Origin of the sequence: Streptomyces cellostaticus (assembly GCF_001513965.1) — a bacterium.
GTDB classification, from domain to species: Bacteria; Actinomycetota; Actinomycetes; order Streptomycetales; family Streptomycetaceae; genus Streptomyces; species Streptomyces cellostaticus.
Genome location: NZ_KQ948021.1, coordinates 268,623 through 288,857 on the forward strand (window position 1 = coordinate 268,623; position 20,235 = coordinate 288,857).

Genomic DNA, 20,235 nt, shown 5'->3' on the forward strand with positions numbered 1-20,235 from the left:
TGCCTGGCTCCGGTTCATGACGGACCGCGCCGCGATCGCCGCGGCGAACCGGCCGGCCCGCGCGGCCGACCGGGTCAGTCCCGCGTCCCGAAGGTCTGCCGAAGCCGTGCGAAGGCGGTGGGCCGCGGCCGGCCGGGCAGGAAGTCCCGGATACGGAGGGCGCACTCCTGCGGGGAGAGCAGGCTGGTGTCCACGTCGAGGTCGTGCGGCCCGTGGGAGTGCACCTGACCGTACTGCAGGGCGGCCAGCCCCGGTTGCCGGTCGCCCCGCTCACGCTCACGGCGTTCCAGCTCGGACAGCGGACAGCGGACCGCGACCAGGACCACGTCGTCGGGCACGAGCAGGTCGAGGAGGTCCAGCAGCCGCCAGCGGCGACTGAGCGGATGGTCCACGACGAGGTTGTTGCCGGCAGCGGCCATCCCGGCGACCGCGCGGTGGAAGCCCTTGGCGGTGCGGTCGATCTCGGCCTGGAGGTCCTCGTCGGCGAGGGGACGGCCACCGCGCATGGCGTGAAAGGCGTCGACCGGCAGGTGGAACCAGGTGCCGTCGAGCACGTCGAGCAACTCCCGGGCGATGCTGGACTTGCCGGAACTGGACGTGCCGTTGAGCAGGATGACCGTGCCCCTCGCGGCGGTGTCGGGGATGCGCGCGTGGTCCGGGTCGGCCGTTTCCGGGAGCGTCTGGGTCGCCATGGCGTGATCCTTCCGTCCGCAAGGGTCCTGAGCCGGTGCAGGTTCCGCGATCATCGCATGGGGCGCGTCGGCTGAACTCTCCCTACTGCGGGCGGGCCGGGCCGGGCCGGCGCCGCGGTCGCGTCGTCCGTGGCCGGTTCGGGCAGGGTTCGGAACAGCAACCAGCTCAGCGCCGGCATCAGGACCAGCGGTGCCAGGGCGGTTCGCAGGGAGGTCGCGTCGGCGATGTGGCCGATGAGGGGGCTCACCAGACCGCCGACGCTGACGGTCAGACCGAGGGTGATGCCGCTGGCCGTGCCGACCCGCGAGGGGAGGTAGTCCTGGCCGAGCGTGACCTGGAGCGAGAACGGGACGTACAGGCCGGCCGAGGTCAGCGCCACGCACCCGTACAGGGCCGGCCCGGGGACGAACACCACGCCCGCGACTGCCGCCACCGTGCCGAGGTACGCCCAGCGGGAGACCGCGACCCGGCCCCAGCGCTGGGCCAGCGCGCCGCCCAGCACGGAGCCCACCGCGCCACCGAGGTAGAGGACGAACAGCGCCGCGGTGCCCGCCGCCGTGCTGCCGCCCATGCGCTCCTTGGCATACAGCGAGACGAAGGTGCTCAGTCCGACGAACACGACCGAGCGGCACACCACGGCCAGCGACAGTTTCACGAACGACGCCCGGTCGTCTCCCCCGGCGATCAACGCCGTACCGGTCCCGGCGCCCGGCCGCCGACCCAGTGCGCGCAGCACGGGCAGGCACAGCGCGGTGCCGACGAGCGCCGGCAGCACCAGAAGCGGCGTCAGACGCAGTCCGCCGGTGCCCACCACGGCGGCCACCATGAGCGGGGCCAGCGCGAAGCCGATGTTGCCGCCCAGCGAGAACCAGCTCATGGCGCCGTGACTGCCCCCGCCGGCGAGCCGGGCGACGCGCGCGGACTCGGGGTGGTAGGCGGCCACGCCGACGCCGGACACCGCCACGAACAGCAGGGTGAGCCCGTAGGAGCCGCTCAGTCCGCTCAGGGCGATGCCCCCACCGCCCAGCAGCGTGCTGACCGGGAGCAGCCAGGGCATCGCCCAGCGGTCGGTGAGGGCGCCGAACACCGGCTGCGCCACCGACGAGAGCAGGGAAGCGGCCAGGACGATCCCCGACACGGCCGCGTACCCGTAGGCGCGCTCGGCGACGAAGAACGGGACGAGGGACGCCACAGCGCCCTGGTAGATGTCGACGCAGGCGTGCCCGACGGACAGCAGAGTGATCGATGCATTCCTTCGCACCCCGTCATGATCCGGAGCCGAAGCCGTGTCGTGCTTCCGATATCCTGCCAACCGATGCCGCAGATCCGCCATGAGCCGATCGCTCCGACCCGCACCCGGCAGCTGGCGTCCGGCGCAGCGATAGACGCCCACCGGCACGACGACCACCAGATCGTCTACGCCGGCCGGGGGGTGCTGGCCGTCACCACGAGCGCGGCATCCTGGGTCGCCCCCGGCACGCGCGCCATCTGGGTGCCGGCCGGCACCGTGCACGCCCACCAGGCCCATGGTGAGCTCGAACTCCATCTGGTGGGACTGCCCGCGACCGAGAACCCGCTCGCCCTGGACACGCCGACCGTGCTCGCCGTGGGCCCGCTGCTGCGCGAGCTGATCGTCGCCTACACCCGCTCCCCCGACGACGACAGCCCCGAACGGTCCCGTCTGCGGGCGGTGTTGCTCGACCAGCTGCGGGCCTCGCCCCAGCAGCCGCTGCATCTGCCGACGCCGGCCTCGCCCCTGCTGCGGACGCTGTGCGACATCCTGCGCGCCGACCCGGCCGACGGCCGCACCCTGGCCGAGCTGGGCCGGGTGGTTGGGGCGAGCGACCGTACCCTGTCCCGGCTGTTCCGCAGCGACCTCGGCATGACGTTCCCCCAGTGGCGCACCCAGCTGCGGCTGCACCACGCGCTGGTCCTGCTGGCCGAGAAGACGCCGGTGACGGCGGTGGCGCACCTGTGCGGCTGGTCGTCGGCCAGCGCGTTCATCGATGTCTTCCGGCGCACCTTCGGCCACACACCGGGTTCCCGTCATCAACGTGCTTCCCCGGCTGATCACTTCACCATGTGACGAAGCATCCCGCCTGCCACGACCACGCCCAACCGGCCAACGCCGACGCGTCAGGGCATGAGCGGTCCGCACACCTCGGCGACCAGCCCATCAGCGGCATCGAGCGCGGCCGCGAGCACATCCGGGTCCGTGCCGGGCACGGCGAACAACTCGTGTGCGCGTGCGGCGAAGTCCGCCGGGGCACCGGGAAGCTCTCCCGCTGCCCGAACAGCCCCCTTCTCGTTCAGCACCCAGCAGCGGGCCTGGGCATGCAGGGCGTGCACCAGCAGCCCGACGGCACGGAAGAGGCAGCCGGCGACATAGAAGGCGTCGCCGCGTGCCGCTCCCTTGCGGGCGCAGGCCAGGATGAACGGCGCCTCCCACCGGGCGTTGGCGATCAGCGCCTCGCGCAGCGGTTCCGGATAGCGGCGTGTCTCCTGCTGCAGAGCATGGAGTTCGCCACCGGGATCTGCCAGGACACGCCCGAGGGCGACCTCACCGACGTACGCGTGCGCATACACCCCGAGCGGGTGGCCGGCCTGTGTGCCCACCTCGAAGCGGCCCGCCCGGCACTGTTCCCAGATCCCGTGCACCCGGTCGAGATCGCGGTAGAGCCAGTCGACGCGGTCGCCGTCCACCGTCAGCCATGCACCGCCGTTCACCCATGGCCCCCAGCCACCCGGTTCGGTCACGTCCACCGCTTCGCCGGTCAGCTCGGTCGCCAGGGAGCGCAGTGCTGCGGTGTCCAGCGGCGGCCGGTAGTACAGGCCCAGATCGAAATCGGAGTCGGGACGATGTGCTCCCCTCGCCCGACTGCCGCCCAGACACACTCCGACGATGCCGCCGACGCCGGTCAGCCGATCCGCGATCTCCTGCAAACGCTCCACGACCCGAAGTCTGCAGAACCGACCGACCGACTGCGACCGGATTTCCCCGTCCGGTCCCGGTACGAGCATCCGGTCACGGCCTGCTTCTGCTGCTTCGGCCCTGGGACGGGCTGGTCAGTGCCTCGCCGGATGTGCCGGCCGATGTGTCTGGGGCATCGGTGAGCGGTGCGCCGGCCGGATCTGCTGTCCTTCTCCGCCGATTCGGTCGGTGCCGCCCGGTGACGGTTGCCGGGAGAGCGAGCGCGGAGACCGCTGAGATCAGGCCGCCGAGGATCAGGGTGGAGCGGGCGCCGAGGGCGTCGGAGACTACGCCGACGAGGGGGGCTCCGATGGGGGTGCCGCCGAGGAGCACGAGGAAGTAGACGGACAGGACACGGCTGCGCAGGTGGGGGTCGACGTGCAGCTGTGTCAGGGCGTTGGCCGTCGTGGTGACGGTCACCGAGGCGAGGCCGGCCGGGATCAGCAGGGCCATGAAGGTGCCGTAGCCGGGCATCAGGCCGAGCGCGGCTTCCAGCACGCCGAAGGCGACGGTGGCGGTGATCAGACGTCGCGCGGTGGGCGGTTGCTTCCCGTTGGCTGCGAGGATCGCGCCGATGAGGCTGCCCGCAGCGTAGGCGGTCGAGAGGTAGCCGAAGGCCGCGGCGCCGGAGTGGAAGACCGTGATGGCCATGAGGGAGATGGTGACCTGGAAGTTGAGTCCGAAGGTGCCGACGAAGGCGACCAGCGTGATCGGCAGGAGGAGTTCCGGGGTGGTGGCGATGTGGCGGAAGGCGTCGGTCAGCCGCATGTCGCCGGGCCGGCGCCGACCGGGGTGGCGGAGTTCACCGGCGGGGATCGTGATCAGCCCGTACAGGACTGCCAGGTAGGAGACCGCATTGATCAGGAACACCGGGCCGGTACCGACAGCGGCCACGGTCAGGCCCGCGGCGGCGGGCCCGAGGATGCGTGCGACGTTGAACTGGGCGGAGTTCAGGCTGACCGCGGTGGCCACCTGGTCACGGCTGACCAGTTCGGAGACGAGGGCGTTGCGGGCGGGGCTGTCCACGGCGGTGGCGGTGCCGAGGGCGAAGGCCAGGGCGTAGACGGAGGGCAGGCTCACCGTGCCGGTGCCGGTCAGGATACCGAGCAGCAGGGACTGTGCCGCCATGGCGGTCTGGGTGATCAGCAGCAGCCGGCGTTTGGGGTAGCGGTCGGCGAGGGCTCCCCCGGTGAGGCCGAACAGGGTCTGGGGCAGGAACTGCAGTGCGGTCACGATGCCCACCGCACTGCCGCTGTTGCCGGTGAGCTGCAGCACCAGCAGATCCTGGGCGGCACGCTGCATCCAGGTGCCGATGTTGGAGGTCAGTTGGCCGAGGAGGTAGCGGCGGAAGGCCCGGACCGTGAGGGTGGCGGGCACCGGACCCGGTTTTCTTCCTCGTGGCGGGTACGAGGGGCGGTTCGCGCTCATGTCGGTCGGCCGACGTACGCGTCCGTGACGGGTGTGCCCACGTCGTCGACGTGGTGGAAGGTCGGGTGGGGGTGCATGAGGAACGCGTGGTGGGAGATGTTCCATGCGTAGGCGCCGGCCATGGCGAACGCGATCCGGTCGCCGATCCGCAGCCGGCCGACCATCACGCGGCGGGCCAGGACGTCCTTGGGGGTGCAGAGCTGCCCGACCAGTGTCACCGGCTCGCCGCGGACTTCGGGACGGTCCCAGGGGTGGTGCCAGGAGTCGTCGGGGATGACCTCGAAGGGCTGGTCGTGCTGTTTCGCGGCGGGTGTGCGCAGGTGGTGGGTTCCGCCGCGCAGGACGGCGAACGCCTCGCCGCGGCTGTGTTTGATGTCCAGGACCTGGGTGACGTACCAGCCGCAGTAGGCCGTGACCGAGCGCCCCGGTTCGATCCGCAGCGTGAGGCGGGGGTGGCGCTCCAGCGTCCGGCACAGCCCGATGCCGAAGGCGGGCCAGTCGAAGACTTCGCGGGGACGGGTGTAGTCGACGCCCATCCCGCCGCCGATGTTGACCTCGGTCAGTTCGATCCCCTGTTGGTGCGCCCAGCGGTCCGCCCAGCCCATGACGTGGCCGACGAGGGCCAGGTGAGCCCGCGCGTCGAGCCCGCTGGCCAGGTGGACGTGCAGCCCGTGCAGCCGGATGCGCCCGTCGGTCGCGATGATCTGCAGGCATCGATCCAGCTGAGCGGGGTCCAGCCCGAAGGGGCTGGGCCGGCCGCCCATGGCCAGGGCGACCGAACGGAGCACCACAGGTACGTTGACACGCAGCAGTACGTCGGCCGTGCGGTCGCCCAGCACGGTCGTCAGGGTGCGCAGCTCGTGTTCGCCTTCGACATGCAGGCGCTCTACGCCCGCGTCCAGGGCCTCGGCCAGTTCCACCGGGGTCTTGCCGGGACCGCCGAAGGCGATCCGCGCTTCGGGGAAGAGCCCGCGGATGTGGCGGATTTCGCCGCCGGAGGCGACCTCGAAGCCGTCGACGTGCCCTGCCAGGGCCCGCAGCAGGCGGGGATCGGAGTTGGCCTTCGCCGCGTACAGCAGCTCGACGCGGTGTGGCAGCGCGGCCCGGATGGCGCGTACGTGCTCGCGCAGGCCGGGCAGGTCGTAGACGTAGGCGGGCAGGTCGTCGTCGGCCAGCCGGTGGGCGTGGTGGAGGAGTGCGGGCCTCACAGCATCACCTCGCGGGGGAAGTCCGCGCCGAGCGGGCTGGGCAGGGGAACGTAGTGGGCGTGCCGGTCGGCCTGGCGGGCCCAGCGCAGCAGGAGGTTGGCCTTGGCGGGCAGCGGGACGCCGGAGAGCAGGGCACGCAGGCGGGGCGGTTCACCGGCGGTGCGCGCATACGCGTCGATGCGGTCGCGGACCAGACCCCACAGCGCCGGTTCCAGCGCGGGCCGGTGGTCGGCCAGGGCGCCGAGCACCTCAGCGACGTGATTGACCAGCAGGCAGTACGCGACCCGGTTCCAGCCGCGTTCGGCGTCGTAGGTCATGGGGCCGCGGACGTCCTCGGGCAGAGCGGCGAGGAAGCGCGCATGGGGGCGGGGCAGGAGCTTGGTGCCCTCCAGGTCGCGGAACAGCATCTGCGCGGGCATGCCGTCCGCGCTCACGCCGACGACGACGTTCTGCAGATGGGGTTCCAGGACGATGCCGTGTTCGAAGTAGGCGGCCAGTACGGGTGGCAGCAGCAATCCGAGATACGCCTCCCACCAGGCCAGGACGTCCCCGCTGCCTCGGGAGAGCAGGTGGGAGACGTGGGCCGGGCTGGTGGGGTACTCGTCCGCGATCGCGGCGGCGAGCACAGGGGTCACCCCCGGACGGAGATGGGGACGTAGGCCGGAGCGGACGATGACGCCGAAGCCCTCGATCAGGTCGGTGTCGCCGTCGGCGGCGAGCGTGCGGTAGCCGGTCTCGGCGAGCAGCGCACAGCCGGGGAAGCGGTCGGCGAGCCGGTCCATGACGGGCTGGACCAGCCGGTTCAGGGCGACGGCACCCGACAGCTCGTAACTGGCGTTTTTGCGCAGGCAGTTGGTGATGCGGACGTTCAGGCTGAACTTCAGGAAGGTGTCGGTGTCCGGCTGGTAGAGCGTGCGCACCGACGCGGTGGGCACCCATTCCGGCCCGCTCACGCCGGTGTCCACGACCGCGCCTTCTGCCATCGCCGCACGCAGGCCCTCGTGGTCACGCAACAGCCGGAACTGCCAGGGGTGGACCGGGAGCATCACGTGTTCCGGATCGGCCGGCGGACACAGCGCGTTCAGCTCGGCCGGCTCCCCCTCTTCCCGTACCAGATCGCGGCGTACGGCCAGGTGGCGCAGGCGGATGCGGGCTCCGGTCTCCGGTCCGTACGCCAGCCAGTCCGCCGGGTCCCCGCTCCGGGCCTTGGGCGTGGGGTGGAAGCGGTGTCCGAACACCAGCGCCTGCTCCGAAGCCAGATAGAGGTCCGGCGGCGGTGCAGGACGGGCCCGGTGTTCCAGGGCGGCGCGGATGGTCTCGCGGCTGTCGGCGACCTGGTCCAGGAACTCCTCGTTGGCCGTGCCCGTGCGCAGTTCGAGTTCCTCCTGGACGTAGCCGGCCAGCTCCCGCCAGCCGACCGTGGCCCAGGCGGCGGCGTCGAGTCGTTGCACGGGGCCCTGGAAGCGGTGTGCGCCGATCATCGATACCCGGCGGAGTCGGGCCCGTAGCAGAAGGTCGCGGCGTGGCAGGCGCAGCAGGAGGTGGTCGCGGTCGACGGTCACCTGGTGTTCGGGGGCGGACACCTCGCGGACGAGGCAGTTGAGCAGGGTGTGGGCGGTGACGGCGTCGGCGGTCTGCCCCGGCTGACCGGTCTGTGCTGCGGCTGGGGTGCCGGGCGCGGTGGCGGAGGTGGTCATGCGGTGGCTCCAGTGCGTCAGAAGTGGCGTATCGGCTGTCCGTGGGGCGGCTTTCCGGCGGCTACGGACCGGCCGTCGGGCGTGTTCCTGTCCGACCGCATGGGAGTCAGCGGTACCGAGTGAGGGGATTGGGGACGGGAGTCCACTGTGCTGTGCCGGGGTTGTCGGCCAGACGCATCGCGATGGTCGCCTTCAAGGGCAGCGCGTCACCGAAGAAGGCCGCCTCGTCCCCGTCGTCGGGAAGTCCGGCGTACACACGGAGCCCGGCCTCGGCCACCGTCTCCCACAGCGTTCCGGGATCGATCGCGCCGGTGCGGGCGAGGACGTCGACCAGCTCGCTGAAGACGCCGCTCAGAAGTGCGCCGAACAGCTTGGTGCGCAGCGCGTCCATGTCGTCGCCCGCCCGGGTGCCGACCAGGGGCGGGAGGGTGAATCCCCAGGCTGCCAGCCTGCGTGGGCTGACCCGTACCCCGTCCAGGTCCCGGTAGAGCACGCGTGCCGGCGTCCCGTCCCTGAGGACGACCAAGGTGTTCTGGCCGTGGGCCTCCAGCGCCACTCCCATGGACAGCAGGGTCAATGCGGGTGGCAGCACCAGCGCGGCGAAGTCCGCCAGCCAGCGCACCGGATCGCCTGTCACGACGGCGGCGCCGGTCGCGTGCACTGCCGTCAGCGGGACTGCGATCTCGTCGTCGCCGAGGTGGGAGTCGGTGGACTCCCTGAGCATCGTGGCCAGGCTCTCGGAGGCTCGCTCACCGATGCGTACCGCGCCGCCGCCCAGCTCGCGCAGCACCCGCAGGCTCTCGCCGTACCCGGCCTTGTCCACGGCTGCCGTGACCAGATCCGACAGGGGCGGGCCGTCGGCCGCCTCCGCCGGTGAGATGGTCCGCCGGTAGTTGGTGACCTGCACGTCGAGGGCGGTCTTGATGTGGCAGCCGGGCAGATCGGCCACCGGTGCGAGCGTGCGCAGCGACAGCAGCGGGCGAGCCGGGATCGTCCGCCCTGCCACGGCGAGGTCGGGGTGGCGCGCCAGTACGTGGTCCCGCTGCCAGGGGTGGACCGGAAGCAGGTAGCTGTCGCCGTCACGCAGCTCCGCCGGCCAGGTGCCGGTGCCCTGCCAGCGGTCGGCCCGGACGGGCAGCAGGGCCAGTTCGGTCACCGGGTGGTGTTCGGGCGCGTAGGCGAGCACCTCGGCGACGGACATGCCGGTACGGGTACGGCAGCAGGGGTGCTGGGGGTGGCCGTCGACCACCGCCTGCTCGGCATCGGCCGAGTCGCGCAGCGGACCCGGTCCTTCGGTGTTCGCGGCGCGGGCCAGCGCGAGGTTGTCGACGCTGTTGTCCAGCTCGGCGGCGAGCCGGCTCGCCGCCGAGCTGGACAGCCCCAGCCGGGCGAGGAGTTCTGCCGGCCCACGCACCGGTCCGTCGGGCCCGGCCACGGTGAAGTCCTCGGGCACCTGGGCAAACCGCCGGGCCCACACGTCGGGCGCCGCGAGCCGACCACCCTGCCGCAGAGTGACGACCAGGGTGTCCGCCGCCCGCTGCCGCGCGGTGACGCCGGGCAGCGGCTCCCGCCCGAAGGCGCCCCACAGCCGCCCCAGTACGGTGGCCCGCGCTCCGGGGAAGGCGGCCATGAACGGCTCCACCAGATCCGGGCGCACCCGCCGCAGTTCCTCGATCGTCGCCTCGGGCGTTCCATCGCCCCTTCCCCGCAGGAGGGGTGGGCTCATGGACGTGTGGGGGGTTCCTGAGGGCATGGCGGATTCCCGGAAGTCGAGGGTATTTCCATCACGCGGCGCACCTGACGCAGACCCGCGCTTCGGACACTACGGGAAGGCGTGCAAACGCGAATCAAGTGGGAATACAGGCCGTTCCGAGAAACCTCGCGACGAATACCCGAACCACGAGTGAATTCGGGCGGAGCAGGGGACTTGCCGAGACCTCGTGACGACCTCGAGCCCAGGACCCACCGTGCAGAACAGCGATGCGCGCCATGCGACAAGTCGCAGGTCATGAGCCACTTTCACCTACCGGCAACGCGGACTTCCACAGAAGCAGGGCACACCTGGTTTTCTGTTTCTTAACCATCTCCTAACTGCGGGCTAACGGTGCATTGGATGTCGCTCGTGCCGCCGTCACAAGAGAACCCCGAAGGATCACCGGGACGAGGGAATGGTACGGCGGTTGTGCCGCACGGTGGGGCTGCCGTTTGTGAGCCTGTCGGCATGCATCTGCTGCTGATCGAGGACGACGACCGGGTGGCCGAACCCCTGATGGAGGGACTGGGCCGCTTCGGGTTCACCGTGGAACACGCACGAACGGGTGCCGGCGGCCTGTCCGCCGCAGAGCCGGCGATAGTGCTGCTGGACCTGGGGCTCCCCGACATGGACGGCATCGACGTCTGCCGGGAGCTACGAGCCCGTTCCTCGGTCCCGATCATCATGATCACTGCCCGGGACTCCGAGACGGACCGGGTGCTCGGCCTGGAACTGGGCGCGGACGACTATGTGTCGAAGCCGTTCGGGGTCCGGGAACTTGTGGCACGCATCCGGGCCGTGGCTCGCCGAACCCGAACCGTGCCCCTCGACACGGGCGGTACGGGCACGGCAGCCGCCGGCAGCCGGGACCCGGAGGGCGCATCCGGCGCCCAGCGGATCGGTCCGCTGAGCATCGACCGCCGAACCCGTCAGGTTCACGTGCACGAGGGGTCGATCGCGCTGGCTCCCAAGGAGTTCGACCTGCTCCTGTGCCTGGCCGAAGATCCGGGAGCCGTCTGTTCACGCCAGCAGATTCTCGACACGGTCTGGGAGCCGGACTACTTCGGCCCCACGAAGACCCTCGATGTGCACATCGCCGCCCTGCGCCGCAAACTCGGTGCCCCGTCGTGGATCGAGAACATCCGCGGCATCGGATTCCGCCTCGTCCCGCCCAGAGGCCGTGACGCCACCTCGCCCCCACCGCATCAGGCCCGCAGAGGCGCCCGATGACCCGCCGTCTGCTGCTCAGCTATCTCAGCCTCATGATGCTCGTCCTGCTGGCCCTGGAAGTGCCTTTCGGCTTCGTCTACGCGCGCAACGAGCTGAACCGCTTCTCCCACACCGCGGAGCTGGGCGCGGTGACGCTCGCCTCCGTGTGCGAGGAGAAGCTCGAACACGGACGGGCGTCGGACCTGCCGGAATTCGCCCGCGACTACGCTCGGCGCACCGGCAGCAGAGTGGTCATCACCGACCAGGGCGGCACGGTCCTCACCGACTCCGCCACCGCCGCCACCGTCGGCAGCGACCTCTCCGCCCAGCCGGACATCGCGACCGCCCTGCGTGATCGGCCCGCCACCGGGATCCGCGACGACCTCGTCCCGGACGGCAAGGTCCTGTTCGCAACCGTGCCGGGCAGATCCAGCGACACCGTCCCCTGCGTCGTACGGACCCTCTACCCGCTCGCGCCACTCGCCGAGAAGGTCCATGCCACCTGGGTCGCCCTTGCCGTCGTCGGCCTGTGCGTACTGGCGATGGTCGCGCTGATCGGTTTCGCGCTCGCCCGCTGGATCACCCGCCCCCTACGGGCCCTGGAACGTGCCACCGCACAACTCGCCGACGGCCGCCTGACCGACCCTCCGGCCACCGACCGCGGGCCGCCCGAGCTGCGCCGAGTGACCGCCTCGTTCACCCGCACGGCAACCCGGCTCCAGCACCTGCTCCACGCCCAGCAGGCCTTCGCCTCCGAAGCGTCGCACCAGCTCAAGACCCCCTTGACCTCCCTGCGCCTGCGTCTGGAGAACTTCGAGCCCCACCTCGCCTCCTGCGCGCAGGACAGTCTCAGCGACGCGATCGACGAGGTCGCCCGCCTCAGCCGCATGGTCCAGGGGCTGCTCGCCCTCGCCCGGCTGGAGAACTCGGCGATCACCCCCGAGACCGTCGACCTCGACGCCGTCGTCACCGACCGCGCGGCCATCTGGACGGCCTTCGCCGGCGAACAGAGCGTCGGCATCACCGTGGCCGGCACGCAGGCCGGAGAGGTGTGGGCGGTAGCGGGCGCACTCGAACAGATCCTCGACAACCTGCTGTCCAACGCACTGCGCGTCTCCCCTCCCGGCACCACCATCACCCTGGCGACCGCCACCGCACCCGGCGACGGCGGCCGTACGGTCGAACTGCATGTGACCGACCAGGGCCCAGGCATGACCGAAACCGACCGACAACGGGCCTTCGACCGGTTCTGGCGTGCCGCTGACGCCCACCACGACGGCACCGGCCTGGGCCTGTCCATGGTCCAGCGGCTCACCCACGCCAGCGGTGGCGACGTCTCCCTGAACGCGGCGCCCGGCGGCGGTCTGGACGCCGTCGTCAGGCTACGGCCCGTGCAGACGGCCCGCGCCCGGAGCTGTACAACGGCCCATCGCAAGATCCCACCGCTGCGCAACCACAGCGCGACCGACAACCGGCCGGCCACCGAGACAGTCCCGGGACGAGACCAATGATTCCCGGTGGCGCGGCCGAAGGGATCGTCCCTGTCGGCACGGGCTGTCCGGCTCGGGAACGTGACGGTTGAGGGCACGCACGTCCAACGTCACCCGGCCGCCGTCAGTCAGGTCCACCGTGACGCGGTCACCGACGGTGGGGAACCGGCCGAGCCGGTCCACGATCAGGCCGGCCACGGTGTCGTAGTCGTCCTCTTCCGGCAGCTCGATGCCGGTGGCCTCGGCCATCTCGTCCAGGCGGCGCCCGGCGTCCACCAGCCAGCCCTCGCCGTCGGCCACGGCCGGCTCCGTGACGGTGTCGTTCTCGTCGGCGATGTCACCGACGAGTTCCCCGGCGATGTCCTCGTAGGTGACGATGCCGGCGACACCGCCGTGTTCGTCCAGGACGACGGCGAACTCGTCGCCCTGTCGGCGCATCTGCTTCACCGCGTCGGGCAGGGGGAGCGTGTCCGGGAGCAGCAGGGGCCGCCGGGACATCGCTCCGACGCTCGTACCGGCGAGCCGGTCCGCGGCAAGTCCCCTCAGCTCCCGTACGCCGAGGACGCCGGTGACGTCGTACGGGTGGTCGCCGAGGACCGGGTAGTGGGAGTGGCCGTGCTTGCCGATGAGATCGACCGCCTCGGCGGCTGAGGCGTCCTTGCGGACGAAGACGGCGTCCGCGCGCGGCACCATCACCTCGTCCAGCGTGCGCTCGGTGAACTCCAGGGCGTGGTCGAGCAGCTCGGCGGTGGCCTTGGGCAGCTCGCCCTGCTCGTGGGACTCGCCGATCAGCTGGCTGAGCTCCTCCAGCGTCGCCCCGTGGTGCAGCTCCTCCACCGGCTCGATGCCCACCCTGCGCAGCAGCCTGTTCGCCGCGCCGTCGAAGACGTGCACAACGGGACCGACCACCTTCAGGTACGCCGGCGTGGAGCCGGCCGGCGCCTTGGCCAGCCGCTCGGGCACGGCGATGGCCAGGTTCTTCGGGGCCGGCTCGCCCAGCACCATCTGCACCACCGTGGCCCCCACGAAGGCGAGCAGCACGGAGATGCCGCTCACGGCCGCGTCCGGGATGCCGAGCCCGGACAGAGCGGGCTTGAGCAGCGCCGAGACCGACGGCTCGGCGAAGAAGCCGACGACCAGGCCGGTGACGGTGATGCCGAGCTGGGCGCCGGACAGCATGAACGACAGGCGTTCGAGGACCTTCAGGGCGCGGGCGGCCTTCTTGTCGCCGGCCTCGGCCTGCCGGGCGAGGGCGAGCCGGTCGGCGGAGACACAGGCGAATTCCTGGGCGACGAAATAGCCGGTGGCGGCGGTCAGCACGAAGACGGCCAGCAGGCCCGAGGCGGCACTCGTGGCGCTCATCGAACACCACCCCGCCGCGTGCCGTACTCAGGAAGAATCCGGCGGGGTGGTCGTTGCCCCGAGGGGTCCGTCGATCTGGCGCACAAGGCGTGCGCTCCTCATAGCAGTGGCGATCGGAAAACGATTCTGGCCACATACGGGTTCCCGGCGCCTCCGGAGCCTCGCACAGCCGCGGAAGGTCCCGTGCGTTCCGGCTCGAGTGGTGCGCCGGCACGCCTCACGGGTGGCCCGGCGTCCTGCACCGAGGCCGCGGCGGTCTCAGCCGGCGGTCCCGCGCAGCTCGCGCACCGGAGCGAGGGCTTGCTGCGAACGTGCGGTCAGCTGTCCGACCATCACCCGCACCACGGTGACGACATCCGGGTCATCGACGTAGTAGACCTGCCGTCGGCCCTCGCGCCGGGAACGCACGAGCCCGGCGAGCTTCAGCTTGGCCAGGTGCTGGCTGACCGCGGGCAGCGCGCCGCCCACCCGGTCGGCGAGATGCGTGACATCGCTCTCGCCCTGCGACAGAGCCCACATCAGATGCAGCCGGGCCGACGAGGCGAGCAGTCCGAAGGCAGCGGCCGCCTCGGCAAGGACTTCGGCGGGCGGATCCTCGAAACCACCCACGTTCCCTGTCACAGTCCTCTCCCGTCCCGCCCACTGCACAGCCGACGCCCATGCGCCCACCCAGTGTAGGCGTCCGCATGCTCGGCGTCCGCGCGCCGAGGACACGCCCGGCCGGCCTCACCGGAGGCCGGCCGGGGCAACGGCCCGAGGGCTCAGTCCTCGTAGTAGTTGTTGACCACCACGTCCGGTTCGTCGTCGTCGAACGCCTCGTTCAGCAGCGCGCCACCGATGAGACCGGCCGCACCGGCACCGATGAGCGCGCCGGTACCGAATCGACGGCCCCCTCCTTGCTGCTGGTGGTCGTGGTGGTCCCCGTAGGGCTGTCCGTACCCCTGCTGCGGATAGCCCTGCTGTGGATAGCCCTGCTGGGGCGGCGTGTAGAACGGCGGCGCGGTGGTCTGCACCCGCTGGGCGCAGCCGACGCACACCTGTACCGGCCGGGGCACACCCCACTGCGGGGACCACGTCACGGTCGTCGTGCCGGGGCCGTGGTTGGGGTCGAAGAAGCACGTCACGGAAGAACTCCCTGTGGGTTGCGGTGATCCTGCGAACGCCGGGGCGGGCGAGGAGAGGACGGTCGGCGGCGGTGCTGTGGGCATCGGCGGCGCGTACGTACGGGTGCCGGACGGTGGCGGGGTGGCCGGGGCCGGGCTCGGGGCCGTTTCCCGCAGGACGTCCACGCCGTAGTCGGTGGCGATGCCGGCGAGTCCCGAGGCGTAGCCCTGGCCGACCGCGCGGAACTTCCAGTCCGCGCCGTGCCGGTACAGCTCGCCGAAGACCAGCGCGGTTTCGCTCGACAGGCCCCCGGGCGCGAGATCGTAGCGGGCCAGCTCCGTGCCGCTGTCCCGGTCGAGGACGCGGATGTGGGCGCGGTGCACCTGTCCGAAGGCCTGGCCGCGGGAAGCGCCCTCGTAGAGGGACACCGGGAAGACGATCTTCTCGACGTGGGCGGGGACCCGGGTGAGGTCGACCTGGATCTGCTGGTCGTCTCCGCCGGCGGGGCTGCCGTCGGCGGAGTGGCGCACCGAACCGTCGGGACTGGTCGGGTTGTTGAAGAAGACGAAGTGCTCGTCGGACGGCACCTTGCCGGTCCGGTCGCACAGCAGGGCGCCGGCGTCCGGTTCGCAGCCGGTGTTCGCCTGCCAGCCCAGCCCGACCGTCACCGCAGTCAGGCCGGGGGCCTGCTTGCTCAGCGACACGTTGCCGCCCTTGGCCAGGGACACACTCATGCACGTCCTCCGCAGTTGTTTCCGCTTCCCGGCTTCATCGCGATCAACTCGACTCTAACCCCTTCCAGTTCCCGACTTGCGCAATGTCATGAATAAGTGACAACACCTCAACGACTCATCACCAGTGGTCACGGGCGCTGGCCACACCCGCGATCTGTCCATAGGCTTGCGCAATCAAGCAATCCGAGACACCGGCGTCCGGCGGACCCCGCCCGGCCCGGACCGACTGGAGGACAACCAAGTGGGCATCATCGGCTGGATCATCCTCGGCCTGCTCGCCGGAGCCATCGCCAAGATCCTGCTTCCCGGCCGCGATCCGGGCGGCTTCATCGGCACCACCCTCATCGGCATCGCGGGCGCCTTCGTCGGCGGCTGGCTCTCCGCCCGCTTCCTCGACCGCCCCGTGGAGAAGCACTTCTTCGACCTGTACACCTGGGGCGCGGCGATCGGCGGCTCCCTGGTGCTGCTCATCGGTTACCGCATTCTGTTCGGCAACTCGCGCGACTGATCCGAACGCCGAGCGTCCCGGTCACCGATGGCCGGCGGCAGCGGCGTGCGACGTCAGCCGAGGCAGGGCGCGTGGCTGACCGCTCGGCAGAGTCACTCACTGGGGTGCTCCTCCGGCCCTCCAAGGCTCGTTCCGGATACCGGCGGAGCCCATGCCGCAAGCGCACCATCGGACGGGCGGCGTATGACGTCCGGCGCCGGGCGCGCCGGACGAGGCGCGCATGTCAGTTGTCGGATTCGGCAAGGGAGGGGCGGGCGGAAGCCGCGCCGTCAGCGGTGACCGGGGCCTTCGTGGTGCTGCCGCCGGGCAGGAATGCGCCCACCGCTGCGGCGCCCAGCAAGGTAACGCCGGCCGCGACCAGCGAAGAGACGCGTACCGCCGAGACGAAGGCATCGATCGCGTGGGAGGCGAGGGGCAGCCCACGGGGGCCGAGGCCGGCGGCAACGGTGAGGGTGCCGGTGATGGACTGCTCGGCGGCCGGGTGCAGGGAAGCGGGCAACGCGGCGAGGTGAGGGCGGATGCCGTCGCGGTAGTGGGCGGACAGGACCGAGCCGAGCACCGCGACGCCCAGGGCGCCACCCACCTGGCGCAGCGCGTTGATCAAGGCGGCGCCCGCACCCGCCGTCCGCTCGGGCATCGCGGCCATCGCGACGGCGGTCCCGGCGGGCATCACGTAACCCATGGCACTGCCCATGAAAAAGAAGAGCAGTTCGACCTGCCAGAGCGGTGAATGCTGGTCCAGCACGCTGACGCCGAGAAAGGTGAGCGCGGTGAGCCCCAGCCCGGCCGTGCACACCGCGCGCGCACCGAAGCGGCGGGCCAGCACGGTGCTGTGCGGTGAGCAGGCGAGTTGGGCGACGGCGAGCGGGAGCAGGCAGCATCCGGCCTGCAGGGGCGAGTACCCGCGCACGCTCTGCAAATAGAAGACCAGGTAGAAGGACGAGCCGAGCAGGCCGAAGAAGATCACGCCGATCGCGCCGACCGCTCCGGTGAACCGGGCGTCGCGGAAACAGCCCAGGTCCATCGCGGGGTGTGGGCTGCGCCGCTCCCACCAGACGAAGCCCGCCATCAGGGCCAGGCCGGCCAGGACGTTCCCCCAGACCGGCGCGGCACCCCAATCGGCGAGTTCACCGCCCTTGATGACGCCGAACACCAGCAGGCCGAGGCCCGCGACACAGAGCAGGACGCCGACCGGGTCGAAGCGGCCGGGCGCCGGGTCGGCGGACTCCGGTACGACGGTGGTGATGGCCGTCGTGCCGAGCAGCACGACGGGGAGGTTGATCAGGAAGATCGAGCCCCACCAGAAGTGCTCCAGCAGCAGTCCGCCGGTGACCGGGCCGACCGCCACCGCGAGTCCCGCCGAGGCGGCCCACAGGCCGATCGCCTTCGGGCGTTCCTCGGCACGGAACACCTGGGTGATGATCGCCAGGGTGGCCGGGACCACCAGGGCCGCGCCGATGCCCATGCCGGCGCGCGCGGCGATCAGCTCGGCGGTGCTGTGCGCGTAGGCGGAGGCCGCCGAGAAGAGGCCGAAGACAAGCAGGCCGGCCAGCAGCGTCCGCTTCCGGCCGAACCTGTCCGCGACGAGGCCGGCCGTGATCAACAGCGTGGCGAAGACAAGCGTGTAGGAGTCGACTGCCCACTGGAGAGAGCTGGGCGAGGCACCGAGGCCGTCGGGCGCGGGCAGAGCGAGCACCCGCAGCGCCACGCTGACGATGGAGGTGTCGAGGACGACCAGGACCAGGCTCACGACCAGCGCGGCGAGGATCCACCAACGGCGCGGATCGGAGCCGGTCTCGCGCGGTTTTGGCGGCAGGGATTCTCGCTCGTCTTCCAGCACGTGAGCTCCGTATCTCGTTGGGCCTCAACTCGGGCCGTGGTCAGGCTATTTCACGGGCGAGCTGCGCAGAGCACCAGTGCCACCATCGAGTGATCGGAAAAGAGCCATGGAATACGGACGGGCGATATTTATAATCCGTTCATCCTATGAAACGACCATGACATCGCCAATTGTGTTCATTTGACATTGCATTGTCGACGTTGGAACCATTGGCATCGCGGTCGCCAGCCGTCGATCGACACGGCAAACCGCCATCCACGGACATCGATCCGGCCGTCTGGCATTCCTGTGCCGCTTTCACGACCCTGTTGCGCCAAGCACCCGCGCCGATCGGAGACGATCCTGAATCGCCCGCCCACCACAGCGAGTCCGCAGGCAGGGCCGTCGCTGGAAGACATCCGTACGGCCGTCAACGACCTGGTGCCTTTCCAAAGCTTCGTCGGCACCGAACTCATGGAACTCACTGCCGAACGCGCCGTGGCCCGGCTACGGGAAACATCCCAGACCCTCAACCATGTCGGGACACAGCACGCTGCCGCGCTGTTCCTGGTCGCCGAGTCCGCCGCCGGAGCCGCTCTCGCCGCTGCTCTGCGCGAACGCGTACTCGAAACGGTCTTCGTGCTCCGCGATTCCCGGATTGACTACCATCGCAAAGCCCGCGGTGAAATCAGGGCAGTGGCCACCGTCCCGGACGGCAAAGTGACGGCCGGGTTCACCGAGTTCGCGGACGGCGAGCGATTCGAGGCGGTGGTGACATCCACGCTGTACGACGTCGAAGAGCAGCAAGTGGCCGAGGCCACGTTCAGCTACCACTGCCGGATCCGCACCACCCACTGACAAGTGCGCCGAAGCGAAAGGAACAGCACCTCCCGTGACTTCCCTGGAGAGGTACGACCTCCCGGTCTCGGCGATCCCGAAGCGCTGGTACAACGTACTCCCCGATCTGCCGCGCGGCCTCGATGACTACCTGCACCCGGTGACCCGGGAACCGGTCGACCAGGAGTTCATGGAACGGCTGCTGCCCAAGGCGCTGGTCGCTCAGGAGACCTCCACGGACCGGTGGATCACCATCCCCGAGGAGGTCCGCGCGGCCTACCGGCTCTGGCGGCCGACGCCGTTGTTCCGGGCCACCGCACTGGAGCGGCACCTGGACACCCCGGCGGAGATCTACTTCAAGTACGAGGGCTCCAGCCCCTCCGGCTCGCACAAGCTCAACTCCGCGCTGGCGCAGGCGTACTACGCCCGTCTGGAAGGCGTCGACCGGCTGGTGACGGACACCGGGGCCGGCCAATGGGGAAGCGCGCTCTCCCTGGCGTGCAGCCTGTTCGGGATCAAGGCGCTGGTCTACATGGTCCGGGCCAGTTTCCAGGGCAAACCGTACCGGCGGCACCTGATGGAGACCTTCGGGCAGCAGGTGCTGCCGAGCCCCGGGCCGCACACCGACTTCGGCAGCGCGCTGCTGGCTGCCGCACCCGACCACCCCGGCTCCGAGGCCACCGCCGTGAGCGAGGCGCTGGAGACCGTGCGACGCAACCCCGGCGACCGGTTCTCGATGGGCGCCTTCGCCAACCACGTGCTGCTGCATCAGACGGTGATCGGCCTGGAGACCCGCGAGCAGTTGGAGGAGATCGGCAAGCAGCCCGACTTCCTGGTCGCGTCGGTGGGCTGCGGCAGCAACCTGGGCGGCTTCGCGTTCCCGTTCGTCGGTGACAAACTGGCGGGGGCGCAGATCGGCATCCTGGCCGCCGAGCCGGCCGCCTGCCCGACCCTGACCGCGGGCGAGTACCGCTACGACTTCGCGGACGCCAGCGGCCTCGGCCCGCTGACGCGCACGTACACGCTGGGGCACGAGTTCGTCCCGCCGCCGATCCACGCCGGCGGCCTGCGCTACCACGGCGCGGCTCCGCTCGTCGGGCTCGCGCGCCACGAGGATCTGCTGGACGCCCGCGCCTACACCCAGAAGGAGGTCTTCGAGGCCGGCACACTCTTCGCCCGGCTGCACGGGCTGCTGCCCGCCCCGGAGACCGCGCACGCCGTCCGGGCCACGATCGAGCTGGCCGAGGACTGCCGCCGACAGCGGCGCCGGGCCGTGATCGTCTTCTGCTACAGCGGGCACGGGCTGCTCGACCTGGGCGCCTACGGCTCGTACAACGCCGGCGAGATGGCGGAGCCGGAGCCGTACGAGTGCACGCTCGCCGCGGGCGATCCGGCACTCGCCCACCTGGCCGGACGGTGACC

General features: G+C 71.0%; 16 protein-coding genes and 1 pseudogene. 6 read left to right on the top strand and 11 right to left on the bottom strand.

Annotated features, from left to right (window positions below):
- Window positions 1–74: 74 nt before the first annotated feature.
- Window positions 75–692: a phosphotransferase-like protein gene (locus AQI88_RS16225; protein WP_079057594.1), complete on the bottom strand. Its 618-nt coding sequence runs from the start codon at window positions 690–692 to the stop codon at window positions 75–77.
- Between the two features lie 50 nt (window positions 693–742).
- Window positions 743–1,954 (bottom strand): MFS transporter, encoded by a 1,212-nt coding sequence (locus tag AQI88_RS16230; protein WP_066998849.1) that lies wholly within the window; start codon window positions 1,952–1,954, stop codon window positions 743–745.
- 54 nt (window positions 1,955–2,008) lie between these two features.
- Here AQI88_RS16230 and AQI88_RS16235 point away from each other — a divergent pair, with 54 nt between their 5' ends.
- Window positions 2,009–2,779 (top strand): AraC family transcriptional regulator, encoded by a 771-nt coding sequence (locus tag AQI88_RS16235; protein WP_066998852.1) that lies wholly within the window; start codon window positions 2,009–2,011, stop codon window positions 2,777–2,779.
- A 50-nt stretch (window positions 2,780–2,829) separates the two neighbouring features.
- Here the strand turns inward: AQI88_RS16235 and AQI88_RS16240 are convergent, their stop codons facing one another.
- From AQI88_RS16240 to AQI88_RS16260, 5 genes are all read right to left on the bottom strand, one after another.
- The gene (locus AQI88_RS16240; RefSeq protein ID WP_398698708.1) at window positions 2,830–3,636 is read right to left on the bottom strand and encodes a nucleotidyltransferase domain-containing protein; all 807 of its coding nucleotides are present in this window, start codon (window positions 3,634–3,636) and stop codon (window positions 2,830–2,832) included.
- An 82-nt stretch (window positions 3,637–3,718) separates the two neighbouring features.
- On the bottom strand, window positions 3,719–5,041 hold the full coding sequence (locus AQI88_RS16245; protein WP_079057596.1) for an MFS transporter: 1,323 nt from the start codon (window positions 5,039–5,041) through the stop codon (window positions 3,719–3,721).
- 47 nt (window positions 5,042–5,088) lie between these two features.
- Window positions 5,089–6,300: a type III PLP-dependent enzyme gene (locus AQI88_RS16250; protein ID WP_066998858.1), complete on the bottom strand. Its 1,212-nt coding sequence runs from the start codon at window positions 6,298–6,300 to the stop codon at window positions 5,089–5,091.
- Entirely contained in the window at window positions 6,297–7,997 is a 1,701-nt protein-coding gene (locus tag AQI88_RS16255) for an IucA/IucC family protein (protein WP_066998861.1), read from the bottom strand. The genes AQI88_RS16250 and AQI88_RS16255 overlap by 4 nt, the downstream gene beginning before the upstream one ends.
- 106 nt (window positions 7,998–8,103) lie before the next feature.
- Window positions 8,104–9,723: an IucA/IucC family protein gene (locus tag AQI88_RS16260; RefSeq protein WP_066998864.1), complete on the bottom strand. Its 1,620-nt coding sequence runs from the start codon at window positions 9,721–9,723 to the stop codon at window positions 8,104–8,106.
- 495 nt (window positions 9,724–10,218) lie between these two features.
- Here AQI88_RS16260 and AQI88_RS16265 point away from each other — a divergent pair, with 495 nt between their 5' ends.
- A complete protein-coding gene (locus AQI88_RS16265) occupies window positions 10,219–10,980 on the top strand; it encodes a response regulator transcription factor (protein ID WP_066998867.1) in 762 nt (253 codons plus the stop codon).
- A gap of 521 nt (window positions 10,981–11,501) precedes the next feature.
- A pseudogene (locus AQI88_RS49080) lies at window positions 11,502–12,287 on the top strand (sensor histidine kinase); the annotation flags it as partial.
- A 54-nt stretch (window positions 12,288–12,341) separates the two neighbouring features.
- Here AQI88_RS49080 and AQI88_RS47680 read toward each other — a convergent pair.
- The 3 genes from AQI88_RS47680 to AQI88_RS48485 form a co-directional block, all read right to left on the bottom strand.
- Entirely contained in the window at window positions 12,342–13,811 is a 1,470-nt protein-coding gene (locus tag AQI88_RS47680) for a hemolysin family protein (protein ID WP_079057597.1), read from the bottom strand.
- A gap of 258 nt (window positions 13,812–14,069) precedes the next feature.
- A complete protein-coding gene (locus AQI88_RS16285) occupies window positions 14,070–14,432 on the bottom strand; it encodes an ArsR/SmtB family transcription factor (protein ID WP_066998882.1) in 363 nt (120 codons plus the stop codon).
- 140 nt (window positions 14,433–14,572) lie between these two features.
- Window positions 14,573–15,649, bottom strand: a complete 1,077-nt coding sequence (locus tag AQI88_RS48485; RefSeq protein ID WP_066998885.1) for a TerD family protein — start codon at window positions 15,647–15,649, stop codon at window positions 14,573–14,575.
- A 241-nt stretch (window positions 15,650–15,890) separates the two neighbouring features.
- On the opposite strand from AQI88_RS48485, the gene AQI88_RS16295 reads away from it, so the two are divergent.
- Complete coding sequence (locus AQI88_RS16295; protein WP_066998887.1) at window positions 15,891–16,157, top strand: GlsB/YeaQ/YmgE family stress response membrane protein; 267 nt, start codon at window positions 15,891–15,893, stop codon at window positions 16,155–16,157.
- 223 nt (window positions 16,158–16,380) lie between these two features.
- Here AQI88_RS16295 and AQI88_RS16300 read toward each other — a convergent pair whose 3' ends face one another.
- Window positions 16,381–17,997: an MFS transporter gene (locus AQI88_RS16300; RefSeq protein ID WP_244184153.1), complete on the bottom strand. Its 1,617-nt coding sequence runs from the start codon at window positions 17,995–17,997 to the stop codon at window positions 16,381–16,383.
- A 288-nt stretch (window positions 17,998–18,285) separates the two neighbouring features.
- Between AQI88_RS16300 and AQI88_RS43120 the strand changes: the two genes are divergently transcribed.
- Entirely contained in the window at window positions 18,286–18,834 is a 549-nt protein-coding gene (locus AQI88_RS43120; protein WP_159050342.1) for a YiiD C-terminal domain-containing protein, read from the top strand.
- Between the two features lie 34 nt (window positions 18,835–18,868).
- A complete protein-coding gene (locus AQI88_RS16310; protein ID WP_066998893.1) occupies window positions 18,869–20,233 on the top strand; it encodes a TrpB-like pyridoxal phosphate-dependent enzyme in 1,365 nt (454 codons plus the stop codon).
- The last annotated feature ends 2 nt before the right edge of the window (window positions 20,234–20,235 follow it).

Coding starts and splice junctions, on each gene's coding strand:
- AQI88_RS16225 (WP_079057594.1), bottom strand. CDS start 692: ATGGCGACCCAGACGCTCCCGGAAACGGCCGACCCGGACCACGCGCGC.
- AQI88_RS16235 (WP_066998852.1), top strand. CDS start 2,009: ATGCCGCAGATCCGCCATGAGCCGATCGCTCCGACCCGCACCCGGCAG.
- AQI88_RS16255 (WP_066998861.1), bottom strand. CDS start 7,997: ATGACCACCTCCGCCACCGCGCCCGGCACCCCAGCCGCAGCACAGACC.
- AQI88_RS16260 (WP_066998864.1), bottom strand. CDS start 9,723: ATGAGCCCACCCCTCCTGCGGGGAAGGGGCGATGGAACGCCCGAGGCG.
- AQI88_RS16265 (WP_066998867.1), top strand. CDS start 10,219: ATGCATCTGCTGCTGATCGAGGACGACGACCGGGTGGCCGAACCCCTG.
- AQI88_RS47680 (WP_079057597.1), bottom strand. CDS start 13,811: ATGAGCGCCACGAGTGCCGCCTCGGGCCTGCTGGCCGTCTTCGTGCTG.
- AQI88_RS48485 (WP_066998885.1), bottom strand. CDS start 15,649: ATGAGTGTGTCCCTGGCCAAGGGCGGCAACGTGTCGCTGAGCAAGCAG.